General features: G+C 70.1%; 18 protein-coding genes. 10 read left to right on the top strand and 8 right to left on the bottom strand.

All coding sequences use genetic code 11. The features are described from left to right. On the bottom strand, window positions 1-236 hold a 236-nt coding region (locus GY24_RS11655; RefSeq protein WP_267892616.1), incomplete at its 3' end, for a SulP family inorganic anion transporter. A gap of 215 nt (window positions 237-451) precedes the next feature. On the opposite strand from GY24_RS11655, the gene speB reads away from it, so the two are divergent. After that, entirely contained in the window at window positions 452-1456 is a 1005-nt protein-coding gene (gene speB / locus GY24_RS11650; protein WP_407662180.1) for an agmatinase, read from the top strand. Here the strand turns inward: speB and GY24_RS11645 are convergent. Continuing rightward, window positions 1395-1889 (bottom strand): GNAT family N-acetyltransferase, encoded by a 495-nt coding sequence (locus GY24_RS11645; RefSeq protein ID WP_104475913.1) that lies wholly within the window; start codon window positions 1887-1889, stop codon window positions 1395-1397. The genes speB and GY24_RS11645 overlap by 62 nt on opposite strands. Before the next feature lie 371 nt (window positions 1890-2260). Then, complete coding sequence (locus GY24_RS11640; protein ID WP_104475911.1) at window positions 2261-3445, bottom strand: hypothetical protein; 1185 nt, start codon at window positions 3443-3445, stop codon at window positions 2261-2263. A 117-nt stretch (window positions 3446-3562) separates the two neighbouring features. Between GY24_RS11640 and GY24_RS11635 the strand changes: the two genes are divergently transcribed. After that, window positions 3563-4402 carry a carbon-nitrogen hydrolase family protein gene (locus tag GY24_RS11635; RefSeq protein ID WP_233279327.1) on the top strand — a complete coding sequence of 280 codons (840 nt, stop codon included), beginning with the start codon at window positions 3563-3565 and terminating at the stop codon, window positions 4400-4402. On the opposite strand, the gene GY24_RS11630 is transcribed toward GY24_RS11635, so the two are convergent. Then, window positions 4389-5588: an aminotransferase class I/II-fold pyridoxal phosphate-dependent enzyme gene (locus GY24_RS11630; protein WP_104475909.1), complete on the bottom strand. Its 1200-nt coding sequence runs from the start codon at window positions 5586-5588 to the stop codon at window positions 4389-4391. The two genes, GY24_RS11635 and GY24_RS11630, sit on opposite strands and share 14 nt — an antisense overlap. Window positions 5589-6419: 831 nt before the next feature. On the opposite strand from GY24_RS11630, the gene GY24_RS11625 reads away from it, so the two are divergent. The 5 genes from GY24_RS11625 to GY24_RS11605 all read left to right on the top strand — a co-directional run bounded on the left by GY24_RS11625 (window position 6420) and on the right by GY24_RS11605 (window position 11824). Next, complete coding sequence (locus GY24_RS11625) at window positions 6420-7616, top strand: S1C family serine protease (protein WP_104475907.1); 1197 nt, start codon at window positions 6420-6422, stop codon at window positions 7614-7616. Between the two features lie 110 nt (window positions 7617-7726). Continuing rightward, a complete protein-coding gene (locus GY24_RS11620; protein ID WP_193953571.1) occupies window positions 7727-8782 on the top strand; it encodes a glycosyltransferase family 2 protein in 1056 nt (351 codons plus the stop codon). A 2-nt stretch (window positions 8783-8784) separates the two neighbouring features. Then, on the top strand, window positions 8785-9597 hold the full coding sequence (locus GY24_RS11615) for a CDP-alcohol phosphatidyltransferase family protein (RefSeq protein WP_104475904.1): 813 nt from the start codon (window positions 8785-8787) through the stop codon (window positions 9595-9597). Beyond that, complete coding sequence (locus GY24_RS11610) at window positions 9584-10462, top strand: glycosyltransferase family 2 protein (RefSeq protein WP_104475902.1); 879 nt, start codon at window positions 9584-9586, stop codon at window positions 10460-10462. Before GY24_RS11615 ends, GY24_RS11610 begins: the two co-directional genes overlap by 14 nt. Window positions 10463-10525: 63 nt before the next feature. After that, the gene (locus GY24_RS11605) at window positions 10526-11824 is read left to right on the top strand and encodes a CDP-glycerol glycerophosphotransferase family protein (RefSeq protein WP_104475899.1); all 1299 of its coding nucleotides are present in this window, start codon (window positions 10526-10528) and stop codon (window positions 11822-11824) included. A gap of 108 nt (window positions 11825-11932) precedes the next feature. Here the strand turns inward: GY24_RS11605 and GY24_RS11600 are convergent, their stop codons facing one another. Beyond that, the gene (locus GY24_RS11600; RefSeq protein WP_104475897.1) at window positions 11933-12970 is read right to left on the bottom strand and encodes a hypothetical protein; all 1038 of its coding nucleotides are present in this window, start codon (window positions 12968-12970) and stop codon (window positions 11933-11935) included. Between the two features lie 319 nt (window positions 12971-13289). Here GY24_RS11600 and GY24_RS11595 point away from each other — a divergent pair, with 319 nt between their 5' ends. Then, entirely contained in the window at window positions 13290-13913 is a 624-nt protein-coding gene (locus GY24_RS11595) for a hypothetical protein (protein WP_104475894.1), read from the top strand. Between the two features lie 35 nt (window positions 13914-13948). Here GY24_RS11595 and GY24_RS11590 read toward each other — a convergent pair whose 3' ends face one another. The 3 genes from GY24_RS11590 to GY24_RS11580 all read right to left on the bottom strand — a co-directional run bounded on the left by GY24_RS11590 (window position 13949) and on the right by GY24_RS11580 (window position 16291). Continuing rightward, the gene (locus tag GY24_RS11590) at window positions 13949-14704 is read right to left on the bottom strand and encodes an ABC transporter ATP-binding protein (RefSeq protein WP_083363424.1); all 756 of its coding nucleotides are present in this window, start codon (window positions 14702-14704) and stop codon (window positions 13949-13951) included. Beyond that, complete coding sequence (locus tag GY24_RS11585) at window positions 14704-15504, bottom strand: ABC transporter permease (RefSeq protein WP_104475892.1); 801 nt, start codon at window positions 15502-15504, stop codon at window positions 14704-14706. The genes GY24_RS11590 and GY24_RS11585 overlap by 1 nt, the downstream gene beginning before the upstream one ends. Window positions 15505-15598: 94 nt before the next feature. Further along, window positions 15599-16291, bottom strand: a complete 693-nt coding sequence (locus GY24_RS11580; protein ID WP_104475890.1) for a phosphocholine cytidylyltransferase family protein — start codon at window positions 16289-16291, stop codon at window positions 15599-15601. A gap of 277 nt (window positions 16292-16568) precedes the next feature. Between GY24_RS11580 and GY24_RS18210 the strand changes: the two genes are divergently transcribed. Together GY24_RS18210 and GY24_RS11565 are read left to right on the top strand one after the other, a co-directional pair. Further along, window positions 16569-18302: an ABC transporter ATP-binding protein gene (locus tag GY24_RS18210; RefSeq protein ID WP_324778423.1), complete on the top strand. Its 1734-nt coding sequence runs from the start codon at window positions 16569-16571 to the stop codon at window positions 18300-18302. Beyond that, window positions 18278-19852 carry a hypothetical protein gene (locus GY24_RS11565; protein WP_233279326.1) on the top strand — a complete coding sequence of 525 codons (1575 nt, stop codon included), beginning with the start codon at window positions 18278-18280 and terminating at the stop codon, window positions 19850-19852. Before GY24_RS18210 ends, GY24_RS11565 begins: the two co-directional genes overlap by 25 nt. Window positions 19853-19864 lie beyond the last annotated feature (12 nt).

Below are 19864 nucleotides of genomic sequence, written 5' to 3'. Positions count from 1 at the left end.
ATCGAGATCTGCCTGCTGGTGCCGAAGATCGCGTAGATGATGGCCCCGGCGGCCGCGGCGTAGAGGCCGTTCTGCAGCGGGAGCCCGGCGATGCCGGCATAGCCGAGGTTCTTCGGGACGATCAGCGCCGCCACCGTCAATCCGGCGATCAGATCGCCGCGCAGCCAGCTCCGGTCGTAGCCGCGGATCCACCCCAGCATCGGAACCAGGCCGGCAATGCGCTGTCGGGTGCTCATGGCGTGGGGTCGAGCATCGACATGGTGGCCAGCTTTCAGCGAGTGGCTCTGGAGGAGCTGCTGCCGGGCGGTGCTCGGCCTGCGTGGATGCTCCGAGGGTTTCCATGGTGACAGCAAAAGGCGGCTCATGCCAGAGGAATCCGGAGCCTCCAACCAGGTCGCGGTAGCGTGGTCGAAACCCGGCGAACCCCTCGGCGGGAGGGGGAGGCATCCGCGTGAGCACAGAGCAGCCGCAGCGCATCGGGCAACGAGACGACCCCGGGATGCCGCGCTTCGCGGGCCCGGCGACGTTCGCGCTGCTGCCGCGCAGCGAGGACATCGAGCACGCCGACATCGCCGTGCTCGGCATCCCGTTCGACGCGGGCACCAGCTTCCGGCCGGGCGCGCGGTTCGGGCCGGGGCACATCCGCGAGGCCTCGCGGCAGCTGCACCCGTACCACCAGATCCATGACGTCTACCCGTTCGCCGTGAACCAGGTGGCGGATGCCGGCGACCTCGGCGTCACCCCGTATGACCTGGACGCCGCGGTGGCGAGCATCGAGGCGGCCGCCGACCGCTTCGCCGAGGCCGGCACGACGCTGATGACGCTCGGCGGCGACCACACCATCGCGCTGCCGCTGCTGCGCGCGGTGGCGAAGAAGCACGGGCCCGTCGCCGTGCTGCACTTCGACGCCCACCTGGACACCTGGGACACGAACTTCGGCGCGCCGATCTGGCACGGGTCGCCGTTCCGCCGCGCCTCGGAGGAGGGGCTGCTCGACCTGTCCCGCTGCCAGCACGTCGGCATCCGGGGCGGCGTCTACGACCGCTCCGAGCTCGACGACGACGCGGCGCTCGGCTTCCAGATCATCCGCAGCGAGGACTACCAGGTGCGGCCGGTCGCGGACATCGTCCGGCAGATCCGCGACCGCCTCGGCGGCGGCCCCGTCTACATCTCGATCGACATCGACGTGCTCGACCCCGCACACGCACCGGGCACGGGGACACCGGAGGTGGCCGGCCTCACCACGCGGGAGCTGTTCACGACGCTCCGCGGCCTCGCCGGGCTCAACATCGTCGGCGCGGATGTCGTCGAGGTGCTGCCGGCCTACGACCACGCCGCGCTGACCGGCCTGGCCGCCGCCCACACCGCCTGGGAGCTGATCGCGCTGATGGCGCTCACCCCGTCGGCGACGGCGGGCGCCGAGGCGCCGTCGCGGCCGGCTCGGCCTCATAGGTGACCCAGCTCGTCCGCGTCGCAAGCGTGTCGTAGAGCGCTTGGGCCTGGTAGTTGTCTGCGGCAGTCTCCCACTGCACCACCGAGCGCCCCTCGGCCGCGGCCATTCCGGTTAGGCGGCCGATCAGGGCGCGCCCGACGCCCCGGCCGCGCGCGGCGGGGGCGGTGAAGAGATCGTCGAGGAAGATGCCGGTGGTGCCGTCGTAGGGGGAGGAGAAGCGCCGGAGGTGGGCGAATCCCACGACCTCGCCGTCCAGCTCGGCGACGAGCGCCTCGCACTCGTGTCGGGGGTCCATCAGCCAGCCCCAGACCCGGGAGACGACCTCCTCGGACTCCGGCAGCTCATAGAACTCGCGGTACGCCCGGAAGAGCGCGCGCCAGCGGTGCTCGTCGGCGGGGGAGAGCGGCCGGATCGTCGGGGCGGTCTTCTCTGACATCGGATGCTCCTGTCGGTGCGTGCGCGGCGGCACCACCCGGAACGCGGCGCCCACGGGCTAGAGAAGCAGAGCAGGCCTCGCCAGCGCAAGGGCGGGGAGGCCCGGCCTTGCATCGCCGGCGCTCGACGGGCCGCCGGTCGATTGGTAGTCGGTGCCCCGGCGTGGGGAGAGCATCGACGTCTGCCGCTCGGGGGCGGCGATCGCGGCCTTCGCCTGCTTCGCCTGCTTCGCGGGCGCGTTCGAGCAGCACCACGGCTGACGCGGCCCCAGCCGAGCGGAAACTACCCGGGATGATTGGCGTGACTGTGTCCATCACCCCAGCGCAGCGCGACCAATGAGCTCTGCCGACATCCTCGGAGAGATGTGCCGGACTAGCGGGCACTCTTCTCGTCGGCAGTCCGTTGGCGCCCGCGCTCCTTCGCCGCCTGCAGCAAATCGTCAAGCATGCTCGATGCGCGCTCGCCGAAATGGCTGACCGCGCTGAGCGCGAGGTTGAGGCGACCGTGTGCAAGCCAATCGGGCTGCGCGATGACCTCGCGCACATCCTCCAGTCGCCACTTCACAAACTCAAGCGCGCGGTTCTCGAAGCGGTCCTTGGCCTGCGCCGTATTGAAACGCGTGCGGATTGCCGCGGCCGTCCATTCCAAGTGGGCATCTGAAGTGCTCAAATCGATGTGCGCCAGCAGCCCCAGCTGGTAGCGGCGCACGTCATACATCACCGTGTGCAGCCGCACAGCGGACCGTTCAACGTGTGAGACGCCGAGTTCCTCCTCCAACCCGCGCAGCAGCGCGGCGATGGGATCCACCTTGCCATTCCACTTCGCGTCGCTGGGCAGCATCCCCTCATTGACGGAGATGTGGTAGCCGTTTCGGCCCGAGGAAGCATGGCGCGAGCGCTTGGCCAACACGAGGTAGCCGTCGGAGGTGATGACGGTGGCGTTCAGCCCGATGGCACCGAGCATTCCAGGAATCGGTCGCTGAAAGAGGTCGCCGTCATCGAGTAAACCGTCGAAGGCGCCGGCAAGGTAGGCGCGCTCCCACTCGTGGGTGAGTACATCGGATGCTGCGTGGTCAGACTCCGCGGTTTCCATTCTGAGCACTGGCGTTTCCAGATCACCGGTGCGATTGCTCGCTGCGAGTTGCACCGTGGCCAGTGCCGCGCCGTTCCACTGGCCGTCTGTTCGGCCGCCCGGTGTCGAGTAGCTGGATCGTTCTGAGTCAACCAACCGCATGAGTTCGGCGGCGGGGAGGGGAAGTGGCAACCCGAGGGTCTCCGCTTTCTGCAGCTCGCTGCGCAGATCGTAGGCGGGGCGCATGCTGATCTCGATGTTCGCATGTTCCCAACCGGCCGGTACGAATTGCACGACGTACAGCGCCTCGTCTCCCAGCGTCAGCAGATTGGAACTGCGTGAGAGGGACTTGTTCCTACTCTTGTTGCGCATTCTTCTGGCAGACCTCGACAAGAAGCGCTCGCCGAGGCCAAAAATACGCTCAATGAGAATCGTCGCGACAGCGCCCAGTACGCAGAACAGAGCATTGCTCCACAGCGCGTCCATGACATCCTCTATTGGATCGATTCGGCCTCGCACGGAGCGTGCCCAGAACTCATTGACACCGACGCTATCGACAACAGGCGGAGCGCCAGTCTCGGCTCGCCGAGCTAGGCTGGCCGGATGAGTGAGAAGTCGCCGATGCAAGCGGCCGTCGCAGTGGCCGTCGCCCAGTTCGCGCCGGGGGCCGACACGGCGGCGAACCTGGTCGAGATCGAGCGGATGACGCGGCTCGCCGCCTCCCGCGGGGCCAACCTCGTCGTCTTCCCCGAGTACTCCAGCTTCTTCACCCCGACCATGGGCCCCGACTGGGTGGCCGCGGCCGAGCCGCTCGACGGACCCTTCGTGCGGGCGCTCGCCGCGGTGGCCGCCGACACCGGCTGCCACATCGTGGCCGGGCTCGTCGAGACCGGCAGCGAGGCGACGGCCAGTGCGCACGGCCGCGTGCGCAACACCGTCGTCGCGCTCGCACCGAACTCCGGCCTCGTCGCCCGCTACCGCAAACTGCACCTCTACGACGCCTTCGGCATGCGCGAATCCGACTGGGTCGAGGCCGGCGACATCACCGAGCCGGAGCTGTTCGAGCTCGGCGGGCTGCGCGTCGGCCTGCAGACCTGTTACGACGTCCGCTTCCCCGAGGTGACCCGCCGCCTCGTGGACGCCGGCGCCGAGCTGGTGCTCGTGCCAGCCGAGTGGGTGCGCGGCCCGCTCAAGGAGGCGCACTGGCGCACCCTCTGCACGGCGCGCGCCCTCGAGAACACGGTCTACCTGGCCGCAGCCGACCACGCCCCGCCCGTCGGCGTCGGCAACAGCTTCGTCATCGACCCGATGGGCGTCGAGCTGGCGACGATCGGCGAGTCGACGGATGTCGCCCTCGCCTGGATCAGCCGGGAGCGCCTGGAGTCCGTGCGCCGCCTGAACCCGGCGCTCGAGCTCCGCCGCTTCGCCGTCAGCGCGCGCTGAGTCCGGCCAGCTGCACCGCGGCCCGCTCCAACAGCTCGAACTTCTTGCAGTAGGCGAAGCGCAGCAGCGAGGAGTAGCCGGCCCGGCGCTCCGCGTGCACGAACGCGGTGATCGGAACGGCGACGACCCCGACGAGCCCCGGCAGCGCTCGGCAGAGTTCGGCGCCGTCGTCGAAGCCGAGCGGCGCGGCATCCGCCACCACGAAATAGCCGCCCGCCGGCCGGGACACGGTGAAGCCCGCCCGCAGCAGCCCGGCCGAGAGCACGTCGCGCTTGGCGGCCAGCGTCGCCGCGATGCCGGTGAAGAAGGCGTCCGGCAGGCCGAGCCCGACGGCGACGGCCGGCTGGAACGGCGCGCCGTTCACATAGGTGAGGAACTGCTTGACGGCCAGGATCGCCGTGATGTGCTCGGCGGATGCGCTCACCCAGCCGATCTTCCAGCCGGTGGTGTTGAACGTCTTGCCGGCCGAGCCGATGCTGATGGTGCGCTCGCGGGCGCCCGGCAACGTCGCGATGGGCAAGTGCGGCGTCTCGAAGGTGAGGTGCTCGTACACCTCGTCGGTGACGATCAGCGCGTCGTGGGTGTGCGCGAGCTCGACGATCAGCTCGAGCGTCTCCCGCGGCAGCACGGCGCCGGTCGGGTTGTGCGGCGTGTTCACGAGGATGATCCGCGTGCGCTCGTTCACCGCGTCGCGCAGCTCGTCCAGGTCGGGCTGGAAGTCGGGGGAGCGCAGCGGCACCGTGGTGTGCACGCCGCCGGCCAGGGCGATCGTGGCCGCATAGGAGTCGTAGAACGGCTCGAGGGTGAGCACCTCGTCGCCTGGCTGCACGTAGGCGAGGATGGTCGCCGCGATGGCCTCGGTGGCGCCCGCAGTCACGAGCACCTCGCGCTCGGGGTCGAGGCGGATGCCGTAGAAGCGGTTCTGGTGTTCGGCGATGGCCTCGAGCAGCACCCGCTGGCCGCGGCCGGGCGGGTACTGGTTCACGCCGTCGCTGATCGCGCGCCGCACCGCCTCGAGCACCTCCTCCGGCCCGTCCTCGTCGGGGAAGCCCTGGCCGAGGTTGATGGCGCCGGTGCGCTGGGCCAGCGCGCTCATCTCGGCGAAGATCGTCGCCGCGACGCTGCCGTCTGCGGCGAGGAGTCCTGCACCGGCAGCGGTGCGCTGCCACGGGGCGAGTGCGCTCATCGGAATCCTGTCTGCTCAGTCTGCTCACGCTCACTGCGGTTGCGCAGTCCCATCAGAGTACGCTGGCGAGTGGCATGAGTAGGCGAATCCCATCGTCGCGACTGCTCGGCCAAGCCTCAACCGATCCCAAGGTGGCTCTCAGCTTTCCCATAAAGATTGCACAGGGGCCGGGTGGATGCTTGAGCTTGCTTGGAAGGAGCAACCCATGACCGAGAACTACAACCAGGACGCGGCCCAGCCGGAGTCCGCGGACAACGACGCCGCACAGGCTCCCGCTCAGCCCCCCGCCCCGGCCACCACCCCGGCGGACGCCGGGCAGGCGACTCCCGTCGCAGACGCCCAGCCGGCCGCCCCCGCGGCCCCGGAGACGCTCGCCCCGGCCACCCCCGCAGCCGCCGCCGCCCACGAAGCTGCCGCAGCGGCGCCCGCGCCCGGCCGCCAGCCACACCCGAGCCTGCCGTTCCCGCAGCCGCCCGGCCGCGACGGCACAGCCGGCTCCCGCAGCGCCGGCCGCTCCCGCTGCCCCCGCCGCCGCGCACCCCCCCGTACGGCGCCGCCGCGCCGAACGCCACCGTCTACGCGCCGAACACCCCGCCGCAGCCCTACGCCGGCCAGCACACCGGGCAGCCCGCGCAGGCGGGCTACCCGCAGCAGGCCCAGCACGCGCAGTACCCCGGCCAGCAGCACACCCAGCCGACCGTTCCGCTGAACGGCGCCGCCTTCGGCCTCGGCGGCCCCGCCGGTCCCGCCGGTCCCGGCGGTCCCGCCGGCCCGACCGGACCCGGCCAGCAGCCCGCCGCCGCGGCCGCACCGAAGCGCACCGGCGTCGGCATGCTCGTCGCCGCGGTCGTGATCGGCGCCCTCGTCGGAGGCGGCTCCGCCGCCGGCGTCATGGCAATTGCCGGCGCCCAGGACCAGGGCCGGGTCTCCAGCTCGGCTGCCGCCCCCCAGAACGTCGTCGTGAACAACACCGAATCCGTCAACCAGATCACCGCCGTCGCCGCCAAGGCGATGCCGAGCGTGGTGACCATCTCCGTCACCGGGCAGAACGGTGCCGGCACCGGTTCCGGCGTCGTGCTCAGCTCCGACGGCTACGTGCTCACCAACACGCACGTCGTGACGCTGGACGGCGAGACGGCCGACCCGACGATCCAGGTCACAATGAGTGACGGCACGCTGTACAACGCGAGCATCGTCGGCACCGACCCGATCTCCGACCTGGCCGTCATCCAGCTGAAGGATGCCTCCGGGCTCACCCCGCTGAAGTTCGCCGACTCGAGCAAACTGAACGTCGGCGACACCGCCATCGCGATCGGCGCCCCGCTCGGCCTTGCGGGCACCGTCACCAACGGCATCGTCAGCGCGCTGAACCGCAGCATCACGGTGGCCTCCTCCGCGGTCCCGGCCACGCCGCAGCCGGACAGCACGACGCCGAGCCCGAACGACAACTTCCCGTTCAACTTCGACTTCCCCGGCCAGGGCCAGTCGCAGCAGGCGCCGTCGGCGGGCACCGGGACGATCTCGCTCGCCGTCATCCAGACGGATGCCGCCATCAACCCGGGCAACTCGGGCGGCGCCCTGCTCAACGACGCCGGCGAGCTGATCGGCATCAACGTCGCCATCGCCACGGCAGGCAGCTCCGCCAGCGGAAGCAGCGGCGCTGGCAGCATCGGCGTCGGCTTCGCCATCCCGGCGAACCTCGCGGAGCGCGTCTCCAGCGAGCTCATCCAGAACGGCCAGGCCACCCACGGCCTGCTCGGCGCCACCGTCTCCGCGGCCGCCAGCGTCGAGGGCAGCACGACGGTCGGCGCCTACATCGCCGACGTCACCGCCGGCGGCCCCGCCGCCAACGCCGGGCTGCAGAAGGGCGACGTGATCACCCGCTTCAACGGCGTGCCGATCACCGACGCGAACGACCTGACCGCGCAGGTGCGCACCGTGGAGGGCGGCGGAAAGGCCACGCTCAGCTACGAGCGCAACGGCACAAGCTACGACGCCGACGTCACCCTGGGCACGCTCGGCAGCTAGCCCGCGCACCGCTCCTTCCCGCATCGCCGTCCGGCCTCTTGGCCGGGCGGCGATGTTCGCGTTCGGCTCGCCTGATAAGCTCGCAAGTCCAGTTTCAACGAGTGGGAGAGATGATCGACACGGTGTCGAATGACGCAGTCGCTGCGCTTCCCGGTGTTTCCTATGTGATGCCGGTGCTCAATGAAGTGACCCATGTGCGGGCTGCCGTCGACAGCCTGCTCAACCAGGACTACGCCGGCCCGTTCGAGGTGGCGCTGGCCCTCGGGCCGAGCATCGACGGCACCACGGAGCTGGTCGAGGACATGGCACGGGTCGACCCGCGCATCCGCGTCGTGCAGAACGAGGTCGGCTCGACCCCGTCCGGCTTGAACGTCGCCATCCGCGCCTCCCAGTACCCCATCATCATCCGCGTCGACGCGCACTCCGTGCTGCCACCGGACTACGCGCGCATCGCCGTCGAGACGCTGCAGCGCACCGGGGCCGCCAACGTCGGCGGCATCATGGACGCCCGCGGCGAGAGCCCGTTCCAGCGCGCCGTCGCCCGGGCCTACGGCTCCCGGGTGGGTCTCGGCGGGTCCTCCTTCCACATCGGCGGCGAGGAGGGACCGGCAGAGACCGTCTACCTCGGCTGCTTCCGGCGCGAGGCCATCGAGGCGGTCGGGCTCTTCGACGAGCACATCAAGCGCGGCCAGGACTGGGAGCTCAACCGCCGGCTGCGGAAGGCCGGCGGCGTCGTCTGGTTCACGCCGAAACTGAGGGTCACCTACCGGCCGCGGCCGAGCGTGAAGCGCCTGGTGAAGCAGATGCTCTCCACCGGGCTGTGGCGCGGCGAACTCGCCCGCCGCTTCCCCGACAGCAACGGCATCCGCTATTTCATCCCGCCGGTGATGGTCGTCGGCGTCGTCGTGGGCCTGCTGCTCGGCATCGGCGGACTCGTTCAGGCGCTCGTGGGCGCCTGGCCCTGGCTGCTCTTCGGCCTGGCCGCCCCCGCCGTCTACGCGCTGTTCGTGCTCGTGGCCGCACTCGGCAACCTGCGCGTGCTCGGATTACGCAGCACGCTCTGGTTTCTCCTAGTGTTGCCGTGCATCCACTTTTCGTGGGGCATCGGATTCCTGCTCGGCTACCTCAAGCTGACCAGCAACATCACGGCACACAACGGAAGGTGACCATGGCGCAGGCAACACCCAGACAGGGGCGCCCCTCGTCGATCGCCGAGCTGCGCGCCGTGGCCCAGCCGCCCGAGGTGCGCTCGCGCCGCAACGCGGAGCACTGGACGGCGTCCCTCTACCTCCGCGATCTCTCTCCGTACCTGACCTGGATGCTGCTGAAGACGCGCATCTCGGCGAACGGCGTGACCGGGCTGATGATCCTCGTCGGCTGGTCGACGGCTGCTGCCCTTCTCATCCCCGGCATCTGGGGGGCCGCGCTCGCGCTGCTTCTCGGCCAGCTGCAGATGCTCGTCGACTGCTCGGACGGTGAGGTCGCGCGCTGGCGCGGCACCTCCTCGCCGGCCGGCGTCTTCCTCGACAAGGTGGGCCACTACTCGACCGAGGCGCTGATCCCGCTTGCCCTCGGCATCCGCGCCGCCGCCTACCCGTTCGAGACGCCGGAGGACTTCCTCTGGACCACCCTCGCCGGCCTGCTGGCGCTGTTCATCGTGCTGAACAAGGCACTCAACGACATGGTGCACGTCGCCCGCGCCAACGCCGGCCTGCCCAAGCTCGCCGACACGCACGGCGAGTCGGCCCCGACGGGCGGGCTCGTCGCCACGCTGCGCAAGATCGCCCGCTTCGTGCCGTTCCACCGGCTCTACCACTCGGTCGAGCTCACCATGCTGATCTTCGTCGCCGCGCTGGTCGGGCTCATCGCCGGCCAGCCGATCACCGACCGGGTGCTGCTCATCGCGCTCGTGCCGCTGTCGCTGCTTGCCCTGTTCGGGCACTTCCTCGCGATCATGGCGTCCAAGCGTGTCCGCTCCTAGCCTGCCCACCGTCGGCGTCGTCGTCCTGACCCAGGGCACGCGCCCGGCCGATCTGGACCGGGGCCTCCGCAGCACCCTGGCCCAGCAGGGCGTCGTGCTCGACGTCGTCTGCGTCGGCAACGGCTGGCAGCCCACGGGCCTGCCGGAGGGCGTCAAGGCGCTCGGCCTGCCGGAGAACCTCGGCATCCCGGCCGGCCGCAACCGCGGCGTGCCGGAGGTGTCCGGCGAGTACCTGTTCTTCCTCGACGACGACGCCAGCATCCCGGATGCCGGCTTCCTCACCACCGCGATCGCCCAGCTGCGCGCCGACCCGAGCATCGGCCTGCTCCAGCCGCAGGTCGTCGACCCGAGCGGGGTCACCTCGCCGCGGCGCTGGATCCCGCGCATCCGCAAGGGCGAGGCCGGCCACTCCAGCAACGTCTTCTCCGTCTGGGAGGGCGCCGTGCTGCTGCCCCGTGCCGTCTTCGAAGAAACCGGAGGCTGGGCGGAGCCGTTCTTCTACGCGCACGAGGGCATCGAGCTGGCCTGGCGGGTGTGGAACACGGGCAAGCGGGTCTGGTACGCCGGCGACCTGATCGCCAACCACCCCGTCATCCAGCCGACCCGGCACAGCTACTACTACCGCCTGAACGCGCGCAACCGGGTGTGGCTGGCCCGGCGCAACCTGCCCGCCGTGCTGGTCCCGCTCTACGTCGGCAGCTGGACCGGCATCCAACTGCTGCGCTGGTGGCGGCATCCGGTGGCCCTCAAATCCTGGTTCGGCGGCTGGTTGGAGGGCTGGCGCGCAGACCCGGGGGAGCGCAGGCCGATGTCCTGGCGCACCGTGTGGCGGATGACGCTGGCCGGCCGCCCACCGATCGTCTAACGATTCGGTCGGTGACTCCCGTTCTGGGGTATTGAGTCCCCGGCGATCTGTACTCTGGAACACGTGGGTATACAGAAAGACATGCGCAACGCCATCAAACTCGTCAAGGGGGTGCTGGCGTCCCGCAAGGCGCAGGGACAGCTTCGTGAGAAGCTCGCCGTGCAGGGGCCGCTCGAGCCGCACCGCTTCAAGGTGGGCGTGTACTTCGCCGACGGCAAGGTCAACATGTACCAGATGCGGCAGTGGTACAAGCCGCTGGCCAAGCTGGCCGAGACCTGGCCGGTCCTGATCCTCAGCCGGGCGTCGGGCGCCGCCATCACGATGCTCGACGAGGCGCCGGTTCCCGTCGCCTACGTGCGCAAGGTCGTCGACCTGGAGCGGGTGATCCACGAGCAGGACCTGCGCGTGATCTTCTACGTCAACCAGAACGCCAAGAACTTCCAGATGATGCGCTACGGGCGCCGCTGGCACGTTTTCATCAACCACGGTGAGAGCGACAAGATGTACATGACGACCAACCAGTTCAAGGCCTACGACTACTCGCTGATCGCGGGCGACGCCGCCAGGGCCCGCCTCGGCAAGGTGCTCTGGGACTACGACTTCGACAAGCGCGCGCTGCCGATCGGCCGCCCGCAGGCCGACCACTACCTCGACGACGCGGCGCTGCCGTACCAGCAGGACTCCCGCGAGGTCGTGCTCTACGCGCCGACCTGGGAGGGCGATCGCGGGGGCGCCGCCTACGGCTCCATCGCCACGCATGGCGTGGCGCTGATCGCCCGGCTGCTGGCCAGCCCGCGGCACCGCGTGATCTACCGCCCGCACCCGCGCTCGGGCGTGCTCGACCCGGCATACGCGGCGGCCAACCGCGAGATCGTGCGGATGATCGAGGCGGCGAATGCCGCGGACGCCACCGCCCAGCACGTGTTCGACACCGGCTCCCAGCTCGGCTGGCAGCTGGTCGCCTCCGACGTCGCCATCGTCGACATCTCGGCCATGGTCTACGACCGGCTGGCTGCAGGCAAGCCGCTCCTCGTCACCCGCCCGGCGAACCCCGCCGCCGAGATCGACACGAGCGGCTACCTCTCCGACTGCGAGTGGCTGCCGGCGGCGGATGCCGACAACATCGTCGCCATCGTCGACGAGCTCACCCACGGCGATGCCGCGCAGGCCAGGCTCCGGCGCTGGGTGGAGTACTACTTCGGCGACACGACGCCCGGCAGCGCGACCCGCCGCTTCCACGGGGCCGTGCAGCACCTGATGGAGGAGTGGGACAAGCACGCGGCCATCCACGCCGCCGACGCCGAGTTCGACGACCACGACGTGAAGGGCGACATCGAGGACGCCGAGGAGATCGAGGCGTAGGCCGCAGCTGGGCGCGCGGAACGTGCAGCCAATCGGCGGATGCGGCCGCTGAATCTGCCCGGTGTGGCCGGTGCCGACGGCGCGTCGCGGCTCGTATCCGCTGACTCGCTACGGGACGGGCGTGCCGCCCACTGAGGTGCCTTGCACTGAGGCGCCGCCCACGGGATCGCTGTCGGACGGCGTCTCGTCGGTCGGAACGCCGTTGTCGGGGGTGCGCCCTGCGTCGGCATCCGCCCGACCGCGCGGCAGCGCCTTGCGGAACGCACCGCCCACCGCCCCGCCGACACCGACGGCCGCGCCGCCCACGGCGCCGCCGACCTTGCTGCCGACGCGGGCGCCGCCGCGCACGACAGCCGTGCCCATGCCGGCCACGCGGCTCGCCGGGGTGCGCAGCTGCACGGTGCGCGCGGAGGGCTCCAGCTCGAACGGCAGCTGCGCCGGCGCCTGGCCGAACGCGAGGCGGGCGTTGCGCAGCACCCGCTTGCCCAGGATGTTGTTGCCGAAGCCGCCGACCGCGGCACCGACGCCGAACGGCAGCGCCTTGCCGATGAAGCTGGCGCCTCCGCGCACCGCGAACTGCCGGATGAACACGGTCTTCATGCGGTCGACCAGGGGGCCCATCAGGGTGGCGGGGATGGCGCTGGTGACCATTTCGCCCCAGTACATATTGCGGGTGAACGTGCCGCCGGTGAACTGCCCGGCGAGGTTGCGCACCAGATCGCTGCCCTCGCGGCCGAGCATGAGCGTCATCACGAGGGCGCGGGCGCGGTCGGGATCGTCGACGGCGATGCCGTGCACCTCGGCCACCGACTGGGCGAACAGGGCCGTCGCCTCCAGGAAGCCGGCCGTCTCCACACCGGAGAGGGCCAGGGTGACGCCGGTGCCGATCGCGGGGATCACCGCGGTCGCGCCGACGGCGGCCCCGCCGGTGGTGACGGCGGCGAGGTAGCGCAGCTCCAGGATGCGCACCAGCTGGTCGGGGGTGGCGTCCGGGAACTTGCGCCGGATGCTGCGGATGTGCGCGACCACGATCGGGCGCTGCACCGCCATGACCCGGTCGATTCCGCGCAGCAGGCCGTGCGGCAGCTCGCCGCCCTGTGGTGTGCCCCCGGTGGGCGAGATGATCGGTTTCGCTTTTCTGGCCACGAGGCGATCCTAGGGGCTGGCCTCCCTCCGCGCCTGAGTCAACGCCGAGAGCGGCCGGGCACAGGAGCCGATGCAGCGGGCAATCGGTCCGCGCCTGAGTCAACGCCGAGAGCGGCCGGGCACAGGAGCCGATGCAGCGGGCAATCGGTCCGCGCCTGAGTCAACGCCGAGAGCGGCCGGGCACAGGAGCCGATGCAGCGGGCAATCGGTCCGCGCCTGAGTCAACGCCGAGAGCGGCCGGGCACAGGACCCGATGCAGCGGGCAATCGGTCAGCGGGGCCAATGCCGAGAGCGGCCGGCTCGACGGTAGCCTTGGTGCATGGTCACTCTCATCACCGAAGACGACATCGACGAACTTGAACTGCGCGACTTCGACGAGAGAGCGGGCAGCAGCACCGGCGGGGTCGCCGAACACCTCGAGAAGGCAGCCATCTTCGAGTCCTGGGCGACGGATGCCGACGCCTACACGCTCGATGACGGCGTGACGCCCGCACAGCTGCTGATCGTGGCCGCCGAGCACCTGCAGATGGGGCGCGACTACGACGAGGCGTTCCGGCTCGCCCTGGCCGCGGCCGGCCACCCGTCCGCCCAGCGCTTCGAGGCGCACCCGACGCTGATCTCGTTGCACCTGGAGCTGGACCAGCGCGCCGAGGCGCTGGCGCTGGCCGACGAGGTGCGCACGGCCGGCGCGCCCGAGCTCGGCATCTACGAGGCGATCGCCTCGAGCTTCGAAATCGCCGACGAGCTCGCGCTCGCGGAGCGCTGGTACGCCATCGCGCTGCGGGCCCTCGACAAGGTGAACTTGGAGAGCCCGGCCGATCGGCTCTCGCTGCTCTCCGGGCGCTACCGGGTGCGCCGCGACGCGGGCAAGCCGCTCGACGTGCTGGACACCGAGACCGAGCAGCAGCGCGCCGCGCAGGGGCTGGCCCCGCTCGAGGGCTGAACGCCGGGCGCCGAATCCCGAGTTCTGGCCGCGGATTACGCCGTGCCGTACTCGGCGTTGTAGCGGGCCAGCACCTCGGCGATCGGGGCGTCGAGCACGAGGGCGCCCTTGTCCAGGTACAGCCCGCGCGTGCAGAAGCGGCGGAGGTCCCGCTCGTTGTGCGAGACGAAGAACAGGGTGCGGCCGCTGGCCAGCAACTCCTCGATGCGCCGGTAGCACTTCTCCCGGAACGCCTTGTCGCCGACGGCGAGCACCTCGTCGACGAGGATGATCGGCTCCTCGAGCCGGGAGATCACGGCGAAGGCGATGCGCACCTTCATGCCGCTGGAGAGGTGCTTGTACGGGGTGTCCAGGAAGTCGCCGATCTCGGCGAAGTCGATGATCTCGTCGAAGCGCGCGTCGACCATCGCCTTCGTCATGCCGTGCAGGCCGGCCGTCAGGTAGACGTTGTCGCGCACCGAGAGGTCGTCGACGAAGCCGCCGGTGATCTCGATCAGTGGTGCGACGCCCTGGCGCACGTCGACGGTTCCCTCATCGGGCAGGATGACGCCGGCGACGAGCTTCAGCAGGGTCGACTTGCCCTGGCCGTTGCGGCCGACAACGCCGATGGCCTCGCCGGCGCGCACCGTGATGGTGACGTTGCGCAGCGCCCAGAACTCGCCCGGCCGGCTGCGGCGCTTGCGGCCGGCGAAGAGGTCCTTGAAGTTGCGGCGGCCGCGCCGGTTGCGGCGGAACCGGATGCCGGCATCCGTCACCGTCATCACGACCGGAGTGGCCTCGGTCTCTGGCATCAGATCTCCTTCAGCACGGAGCGCTCGAGGCGGCGGAAGACGAGCAGCCCGACGGCGAGGATGAGCACGGACATGACCGCGGACACCCCGACCGCGAACCAGTCGAGCTCGCCGGGGAAGAAGCCCGCCCGGTACAGGCTGAAGATGCCCGTCAGCGGGTTGAACGCGGCCCAGAAGTGCAGTTCCTCCGGCAGGTTCGAGGTGCCGTAGATGATTGGGGATGCGTAGAACAGGAAGCGCAGCACCAGCTTGGTGGCCCGCTCCAGGTCGCGGAAGAACACGACGAGTGGCGCGACGATCAGGCCGATGCCGACGGTCAGCACCGTCTGCATCAGGATGGCGAGCGGGAACAGCACGAGGTCGCCGTTGATCGCGGAGCCGGGGGAGAAGACCACGAAGAGAGCGAGCACGGGCATGGATGCCAGGAACTCGATCCCCTTGGAGAGCACCAGCCTGTTCACCCAGATCGTGCGCGGGATCTTGGTGGAGCGGATCAGCTTCGCCTCGCGCAGGAACGCGCGGGTCGAGTCGGAGACGGCGCCGTTGAACCACATCCACGGCAGCAGTGCCGAGAGCAGGAACACGATGTACGGGTCGCTGCCGAGGGGGCGCTGGAACACCTGGGTGAAGACGAACCAGTAGATGCCCGACATGACGAGCGGGTCGAGCACCGACCAGATGTAGCCGAGGGCCGACGTCGAGTAGCGCACGCGCAGATCGCGGCGCGTGAGCAGCCAGAGCGCATGGCGGTACCGTGCAAACGGCGACCAGTGCGGGCGCTCCTCAGCGATTGAACTCACAGGCACTATCGTATGGGCGCGCGAGACGGGAGGCGTGCATCACGCCTCCCGAACCGGCATCCGCTGGCTGAAAACGCCGGCACGATGGCTTCGATTAGACGAAGAGGTTCGCCCGGGCGAGGTCTTCGGCGAAGTCCACCTCGACCGCGTACAGGTCGGAGATGTCGACCGGCTCGACCAGCAGGCCGAACTTCTCGATCGCGACCTCGAGCCCGCGCTCGAAGTAGTCCTGGGCGCCGACCTTGCCCAGCTCGCGCTGGAAGGTGGCCTTGTCGGCCGCGGAGATGTAGTTGATGCCGACGGCCTCGCCGAGGCCGCCCTTGACGGTCTTCGAGAGCTCCTTGATGTAGCCCTCTGCGCTGGTGGTGTACTTGACCTCCTCGTCGGACACCTTGGAGGTGTTGACGGTGACGAAGCTCTGGTCGCGGGCGATCATGGCCGCGGCGCGGTCGAGGATGCGCGGGTCGAAGACGACGTCGCCGTTCATCCAGAGCACGCCGCCCGGCTGCGAGGCCTGCAGGGCGCGCAAAAGGCTCTTGGAGGTGTTGGTCTGGTCATACTCTTCGTTGTAGACGAAGGACGCCTGGGGGAAGGCCTCAATGATGTGCTCGAGCTTGTAGCCGACGACGATGGTGACCTTGGCGTTGTTGCCGAAGGCATGCTCGATGTTGTCGAACTGCTGGCGCATGATGGTGCGGCCGTCGCTGAGCTCGGTGAGGGGCTTGGGCAGCGAGCGGCCAAGGCGGCTTCCCATGCCTGCGGCAAGAATTACGACCTGTGTGGTCATGTTGGGCTCCTCAAAGAAAAATCCGGCGAAATTCACCGAGCATGCGTGCCTGCGAGTCGAGCTCGCGCACTGTTCACCTCGGGTTCGCCCGTACGTTTACGTTAAGACACGCCATTATGCCTCCCGGAATTCTACCGTGACACCCTCTCGGGGGATGCCGAGAGGGGTGGAAAGTATCCACTTCGTTATGTGCCGCTCGGGACTTTCACAGGCTTGAATCCCCGGCATGTCGCTCGCCGGCAGCGCTTGGAGGCGGCGACTTTGGTAGCTTTGCTGAGTGACTTCTCTGCAGCACGACGCCACTGACTCCACCCCCATCGAACCGGCCCAGGGGGCATCCGCGCCGAAGGCGCGCGCTCCGCGAACCCCGGCGGCCACGAAGCCCGCCAGCAAGACCGCTGCCACCCAGGTGGACACGGCGAAGGCCACGCCGGCCAAGACGCCCGCTGCCACGAAGACGACCGCGGCCACGAAGCCTGCCGCCAAGACCGCGCCGGCCAAGACCACTGCCGCCAAGACCACTGCCGCCAAGGCGGCCGCGGCGAAGACCACCGCCGCGAAGACGACCGCCGCCAAGACCACGGCAGCGAAGACGACCGCGGCCAAGAGCACGGCGGCCAAGTCGAGCGCAGCCGCGAAGAAGAGCGGCGCCGCCACGACCGCGAGCACGACCAAGAAGGCGACGGCGGCCAAGGCCGGCGCCAGCGCGACCGCCGCGAAAAGCTCCGCCGCCTCGAAGGGGGCAGCGAAGTCCGCCGCGGTGAAGGCGACGACGGCCAAGACGAGCGCCGCTCGGGCGAGCGCCGTGAAGGCCGCCGCCCAGGCGGCGCTGGCTGAGCAGGCGCTGGCTGAGCAGGCGCTGGCTGAGCAGGCGCTGGCTGAGCAGGCGCACCCGCAGCCGGCGGCCTCCGCAGCCGAGATCGTGGACGACGGCCACCCCACCATCGCCCAGACGGCCAAGCTGTCCGCGGCGGCGAGCACCGTCGAGGCGCCCGCGGTCGCGATCCCCTCACCGGAGGCTCCCGCACCGGAGACTCCCGCCGCTGACACTCCCGCCGCTGCGCCCGCCGCTGACGCTCCCGCCGATGCTGACGCGCCCGCCCTCGACGTCCCGGCTGTCGTCGCAGAGGTCGCCGTCGTTGCCGTGGCCGCCGAGCGCGCGGAGGACACCGACGCGCGGAAGCCCGCCCCGGCCGCGAAGAAGAAGAAGGGCGCCCGGCGCCCGGCGGCCATCGCCCCGGCATCCGACGCCCCCGTCGTGCTGCAGATCAGCGCGCTGAGCAAGCAGTTCGGCGAGATGCGGGCCGTCGACAACATCGAGCTCGCCGTGCGCACCGGCTCCTTCTTCGGAATCGTCGGGCCGAACGGCGCAGGCAAGACCACGACGCTCTCCATGGTCACCGGATTGCTGCGCCCGGATTCCGGCAGCATCCAGGTGAACGGCATCGACGTCTGGGCCAACCCCGCCGCCGCGAAGCGGGCGATCGGCGTTCTGCCCGACCGGTTGCGGCTCTTCGACCGGCTCACCGGTGCCCAACTGCTCTACTACTCGGGAATCCTGCGCGGGCTCGACAACGCCTCGGTGCGCGAGCGCTCCGCAGACCTGGCGGCGGCCTTCGGCCTCGAGGACGCCCTGAACCGTCTCGTCGCCGACTACTCGGCCGGCATGACGAAGAAGATCGCGTTGGCTTGCGCCATGATCCACTCGCCGCGCCTGCTCGTTCTCGACGAGCCGTTCGAGGCCGTCGACCCCGTCTCCGCCGCGAACCTCACCGAGATCCTGCAGAAGTACGTGGCGGCCGGCGGCACCGTTGTGCTCTCCAGCCACGGCATGGACCTCATCGAGCGCGTCTGCGACAGCGTCGCGATCATCGTGCACGGCGAGGTGCTGGCATCCGGAACACTTGACGAGGTGCGGGGGAAGGCGACGCTCGAAGAGCGCTTCGTCGAGCTCGCCGGCGGACGCAAGGCAGCGGAGGGGATGGAATGGTTGCACAGTTTCTCGGACTAAAGCTCCGACTGCTGGGCAACCTGTTCCGGCGTAGCCCCTGGCAGCTCGTGGGCATGATCATCGGGCTGGTCTACGGACTCGGCCTGGCCGTGTTCCTCTCTGCCGCCCTCATCGCCCTGCGCTTCGCGCCGGCGACCGAGCCGATCCGCGACATCATCGTGCTCGGCGGCTCGCTCATCGTGCTCGGCTTCCTCATCATCCCGCTGATCTTCGGCGTCGACGACACCATGGACCCGCGCTCCTTCGCGCTGTTCGGGATGCCGAACCGCTCGCTCTCGCTCGGGCTCGCGCTCAGCGCCCTCATCGGCGTGCCGGCGCTCAGCCTGGCGATTGTGCTCGTCGGGTACATCGTCACGTGGACCCGCGGCTTCGGCGAGACGCTGCTGGCCCTCATCGCCGCCGTGCTCGCCCTGGCCAGCTGCGTGCTGCTGGCCCGGGTCACCACCTCGATCGCCTCTTTCCTGCTCGCGACCCGCCGCTCCCGCGAGTTCACGGGCGTGATCGGGCTGTTCGCCATCGTGATGATCTCCCCGGTCGCCATCCTGCTGGGCAACGTCGACTGGGCCGAGGACGGCTCCGCCGTGTTCTCCGCGCTCGCGGACGCCCTCAGCTGGACGCCGCTCGGCGCCGTCTGGGCGATCCCGGGCGATGCCGCCAACGGAGAGTGGGGGCAGGCGCTGCTCAAGCTGCTCATCGCCGGTGCCACGCTCTGGCTGCTCTGGCTGGCCTGGCAGGCGCTCGTCGCGAAGATGCTCGTCACCCCCAGCCGCGAGGCGCCGAGCAAGGCGTACCACGGCATCGGCTGGTTCGACCGGCTGCCGCACACGCCGAGCGGGGCGATCGCCGCCCGCAGCATCACCTACTGGACGCGGGATGCCCGCTACTGGGTGTCGCTGTTGATGATCCCGGTGCTCCCCGTCATCCTGATCCTCTCGCTCAGCGTCGGCGGCGTGGGCGACGGATATCTGGCACTGTTGCCCGTCCCGGTGATGAGCCTCTTCCTCGGTTGGACGATCCACAACGACGTCGCCTACGACAGCACGGCCATCTGGCTGCACGTCACCTCCGGCACCCGGGGGCTCGCCGACCGGCTCGGCCGGCTGGTGCCCGCCCTGGTGCTGGGCGTCATCGTGATCGGCCTCGGAACCGGTGTCAGCATGCTGCTGCACAAGGACTGGTCCGTGATGCCATCACTGCTCGGCGTCAGCACCTGCCTGTTCCTCGGCGGCCTCGGCTTCGGCAGCTACACCTCTGCCCGCTTCCCCTACCCGGTCACCAAGCCGGGCGACAGCCCCTTCGCCGCGCCGCAGTCCTCGGGCAGCGCGGCGGCGCTGGTGCAATCGCTCACCCTGTTCGGCACGCTGCTGCTCGCGGCGCCCGCCATCGCGTTCGCGATTCTCGGCATCACCGACAACCCGGAGTGGCACCTCGCCTCGCTCATTGCCGGATGCGGCATCGGCGTCGTCGCGCTGATCGTCGGCGTCGCGGCGGGAGCGCGCACCTTCGACCGGCGCGGGCCGGAACTGTTGGCCGCCGCGCTGCGCGCCTAGCGGCGGTATTCT

Source organism: Microterricola pindariensis (assembly GCF_002936985.1).
Classification (GTDB): domain Bacteria; phylum Actinomycetota; class Actinomycetes; order Actinomycetales; family Microbacteriaceae; genus Microterricola; species Microterricola pindariensis.
The sequence above is the reverse complement of the archived record's forward strand: the minus strand, read 5'-3'. Positions and strand labels throughout refer to the sequence as shown.

Bases quoted from the DNA above. Each gene is read 5' to 3' on its own strand.
- GY24_RS11645 (WP_104475913.1), bottom strand. From the start codon at position 1,889: ATGTCAGAGAAGACCGCCCCGACGATCCGGCCGCTCTCCCCCGCCGAC.
- GY24_RS11640 (WP_104475911.1), bottom strand. From the start codon at position 3,445: ATGGACGCGCTGTGGAGCAATGCTCTGTTCTGCGTACTGGGCGCTGTC.
- GY24_RS11635 (WP_233279327.1), top strand. From the start codon at position 3,563: ATGAGTGAGAAGTCGCCGATGCAAGCGGCCGTCGCAGTGGCCGTCGCC.
- GY24_RS11630 (WP_104475909.1), bottom strand. From the start codon at position 5,588: ATGAGCGCACTCGCCCCGTGGCAGCGCACCGCTGCCGGTGCAGGACTC.
- GY24_RS11625 (WP_104475907.1), top strand. From the start codon at position 6,420: ATGCTCGTCGCCGCGGTCGTGATCGGCGCCCTCGTCGGAGGCGGCTCC.
- GY24_RS11620 (WP_193953571.1), top strand. From the start codon at position 7,727: ATGATCGACACGGTGTCGAATGACGCAGTCGCTGCGCTTCCCGGTGTT.
- GY24_RS11615 (WP_104475904.1), top strand. From the start codon at position 8,785: ATGGCGCAGGCAACACCCAGACAGGGGCGCCCCTCGTCGATCGCCGAG.
- GY24_RS11595 (WP_104475894.1), top strand. From the start codon at position 13,290: ATGGTCACTCTCATCACCGAAGACGACATCGACGAACTTGAACTGCGC.
- GY24_RS11590 (WP_083363424.1), bottom strand. From the start codon at position 14,704: ATGCCAGAGACCGAGGCCACTCCGGTCGTGATGACGGTGACGGATGCC.
- GY24_RS11580 (WP_104475890.1), bottom strand. From the start codon at position 16,291: ATGACCACACAGGTCGTAATTCTTGCCGCAGGCATGGGAAGCCGCCTT.
- GY24_RS11565 (WP_233279326.1), top strand. From the start codon at position 18,278: ATGGTTGCACAGTTTCTCGGACTAAAGCTCCGACTGCTGGGCAACCTG.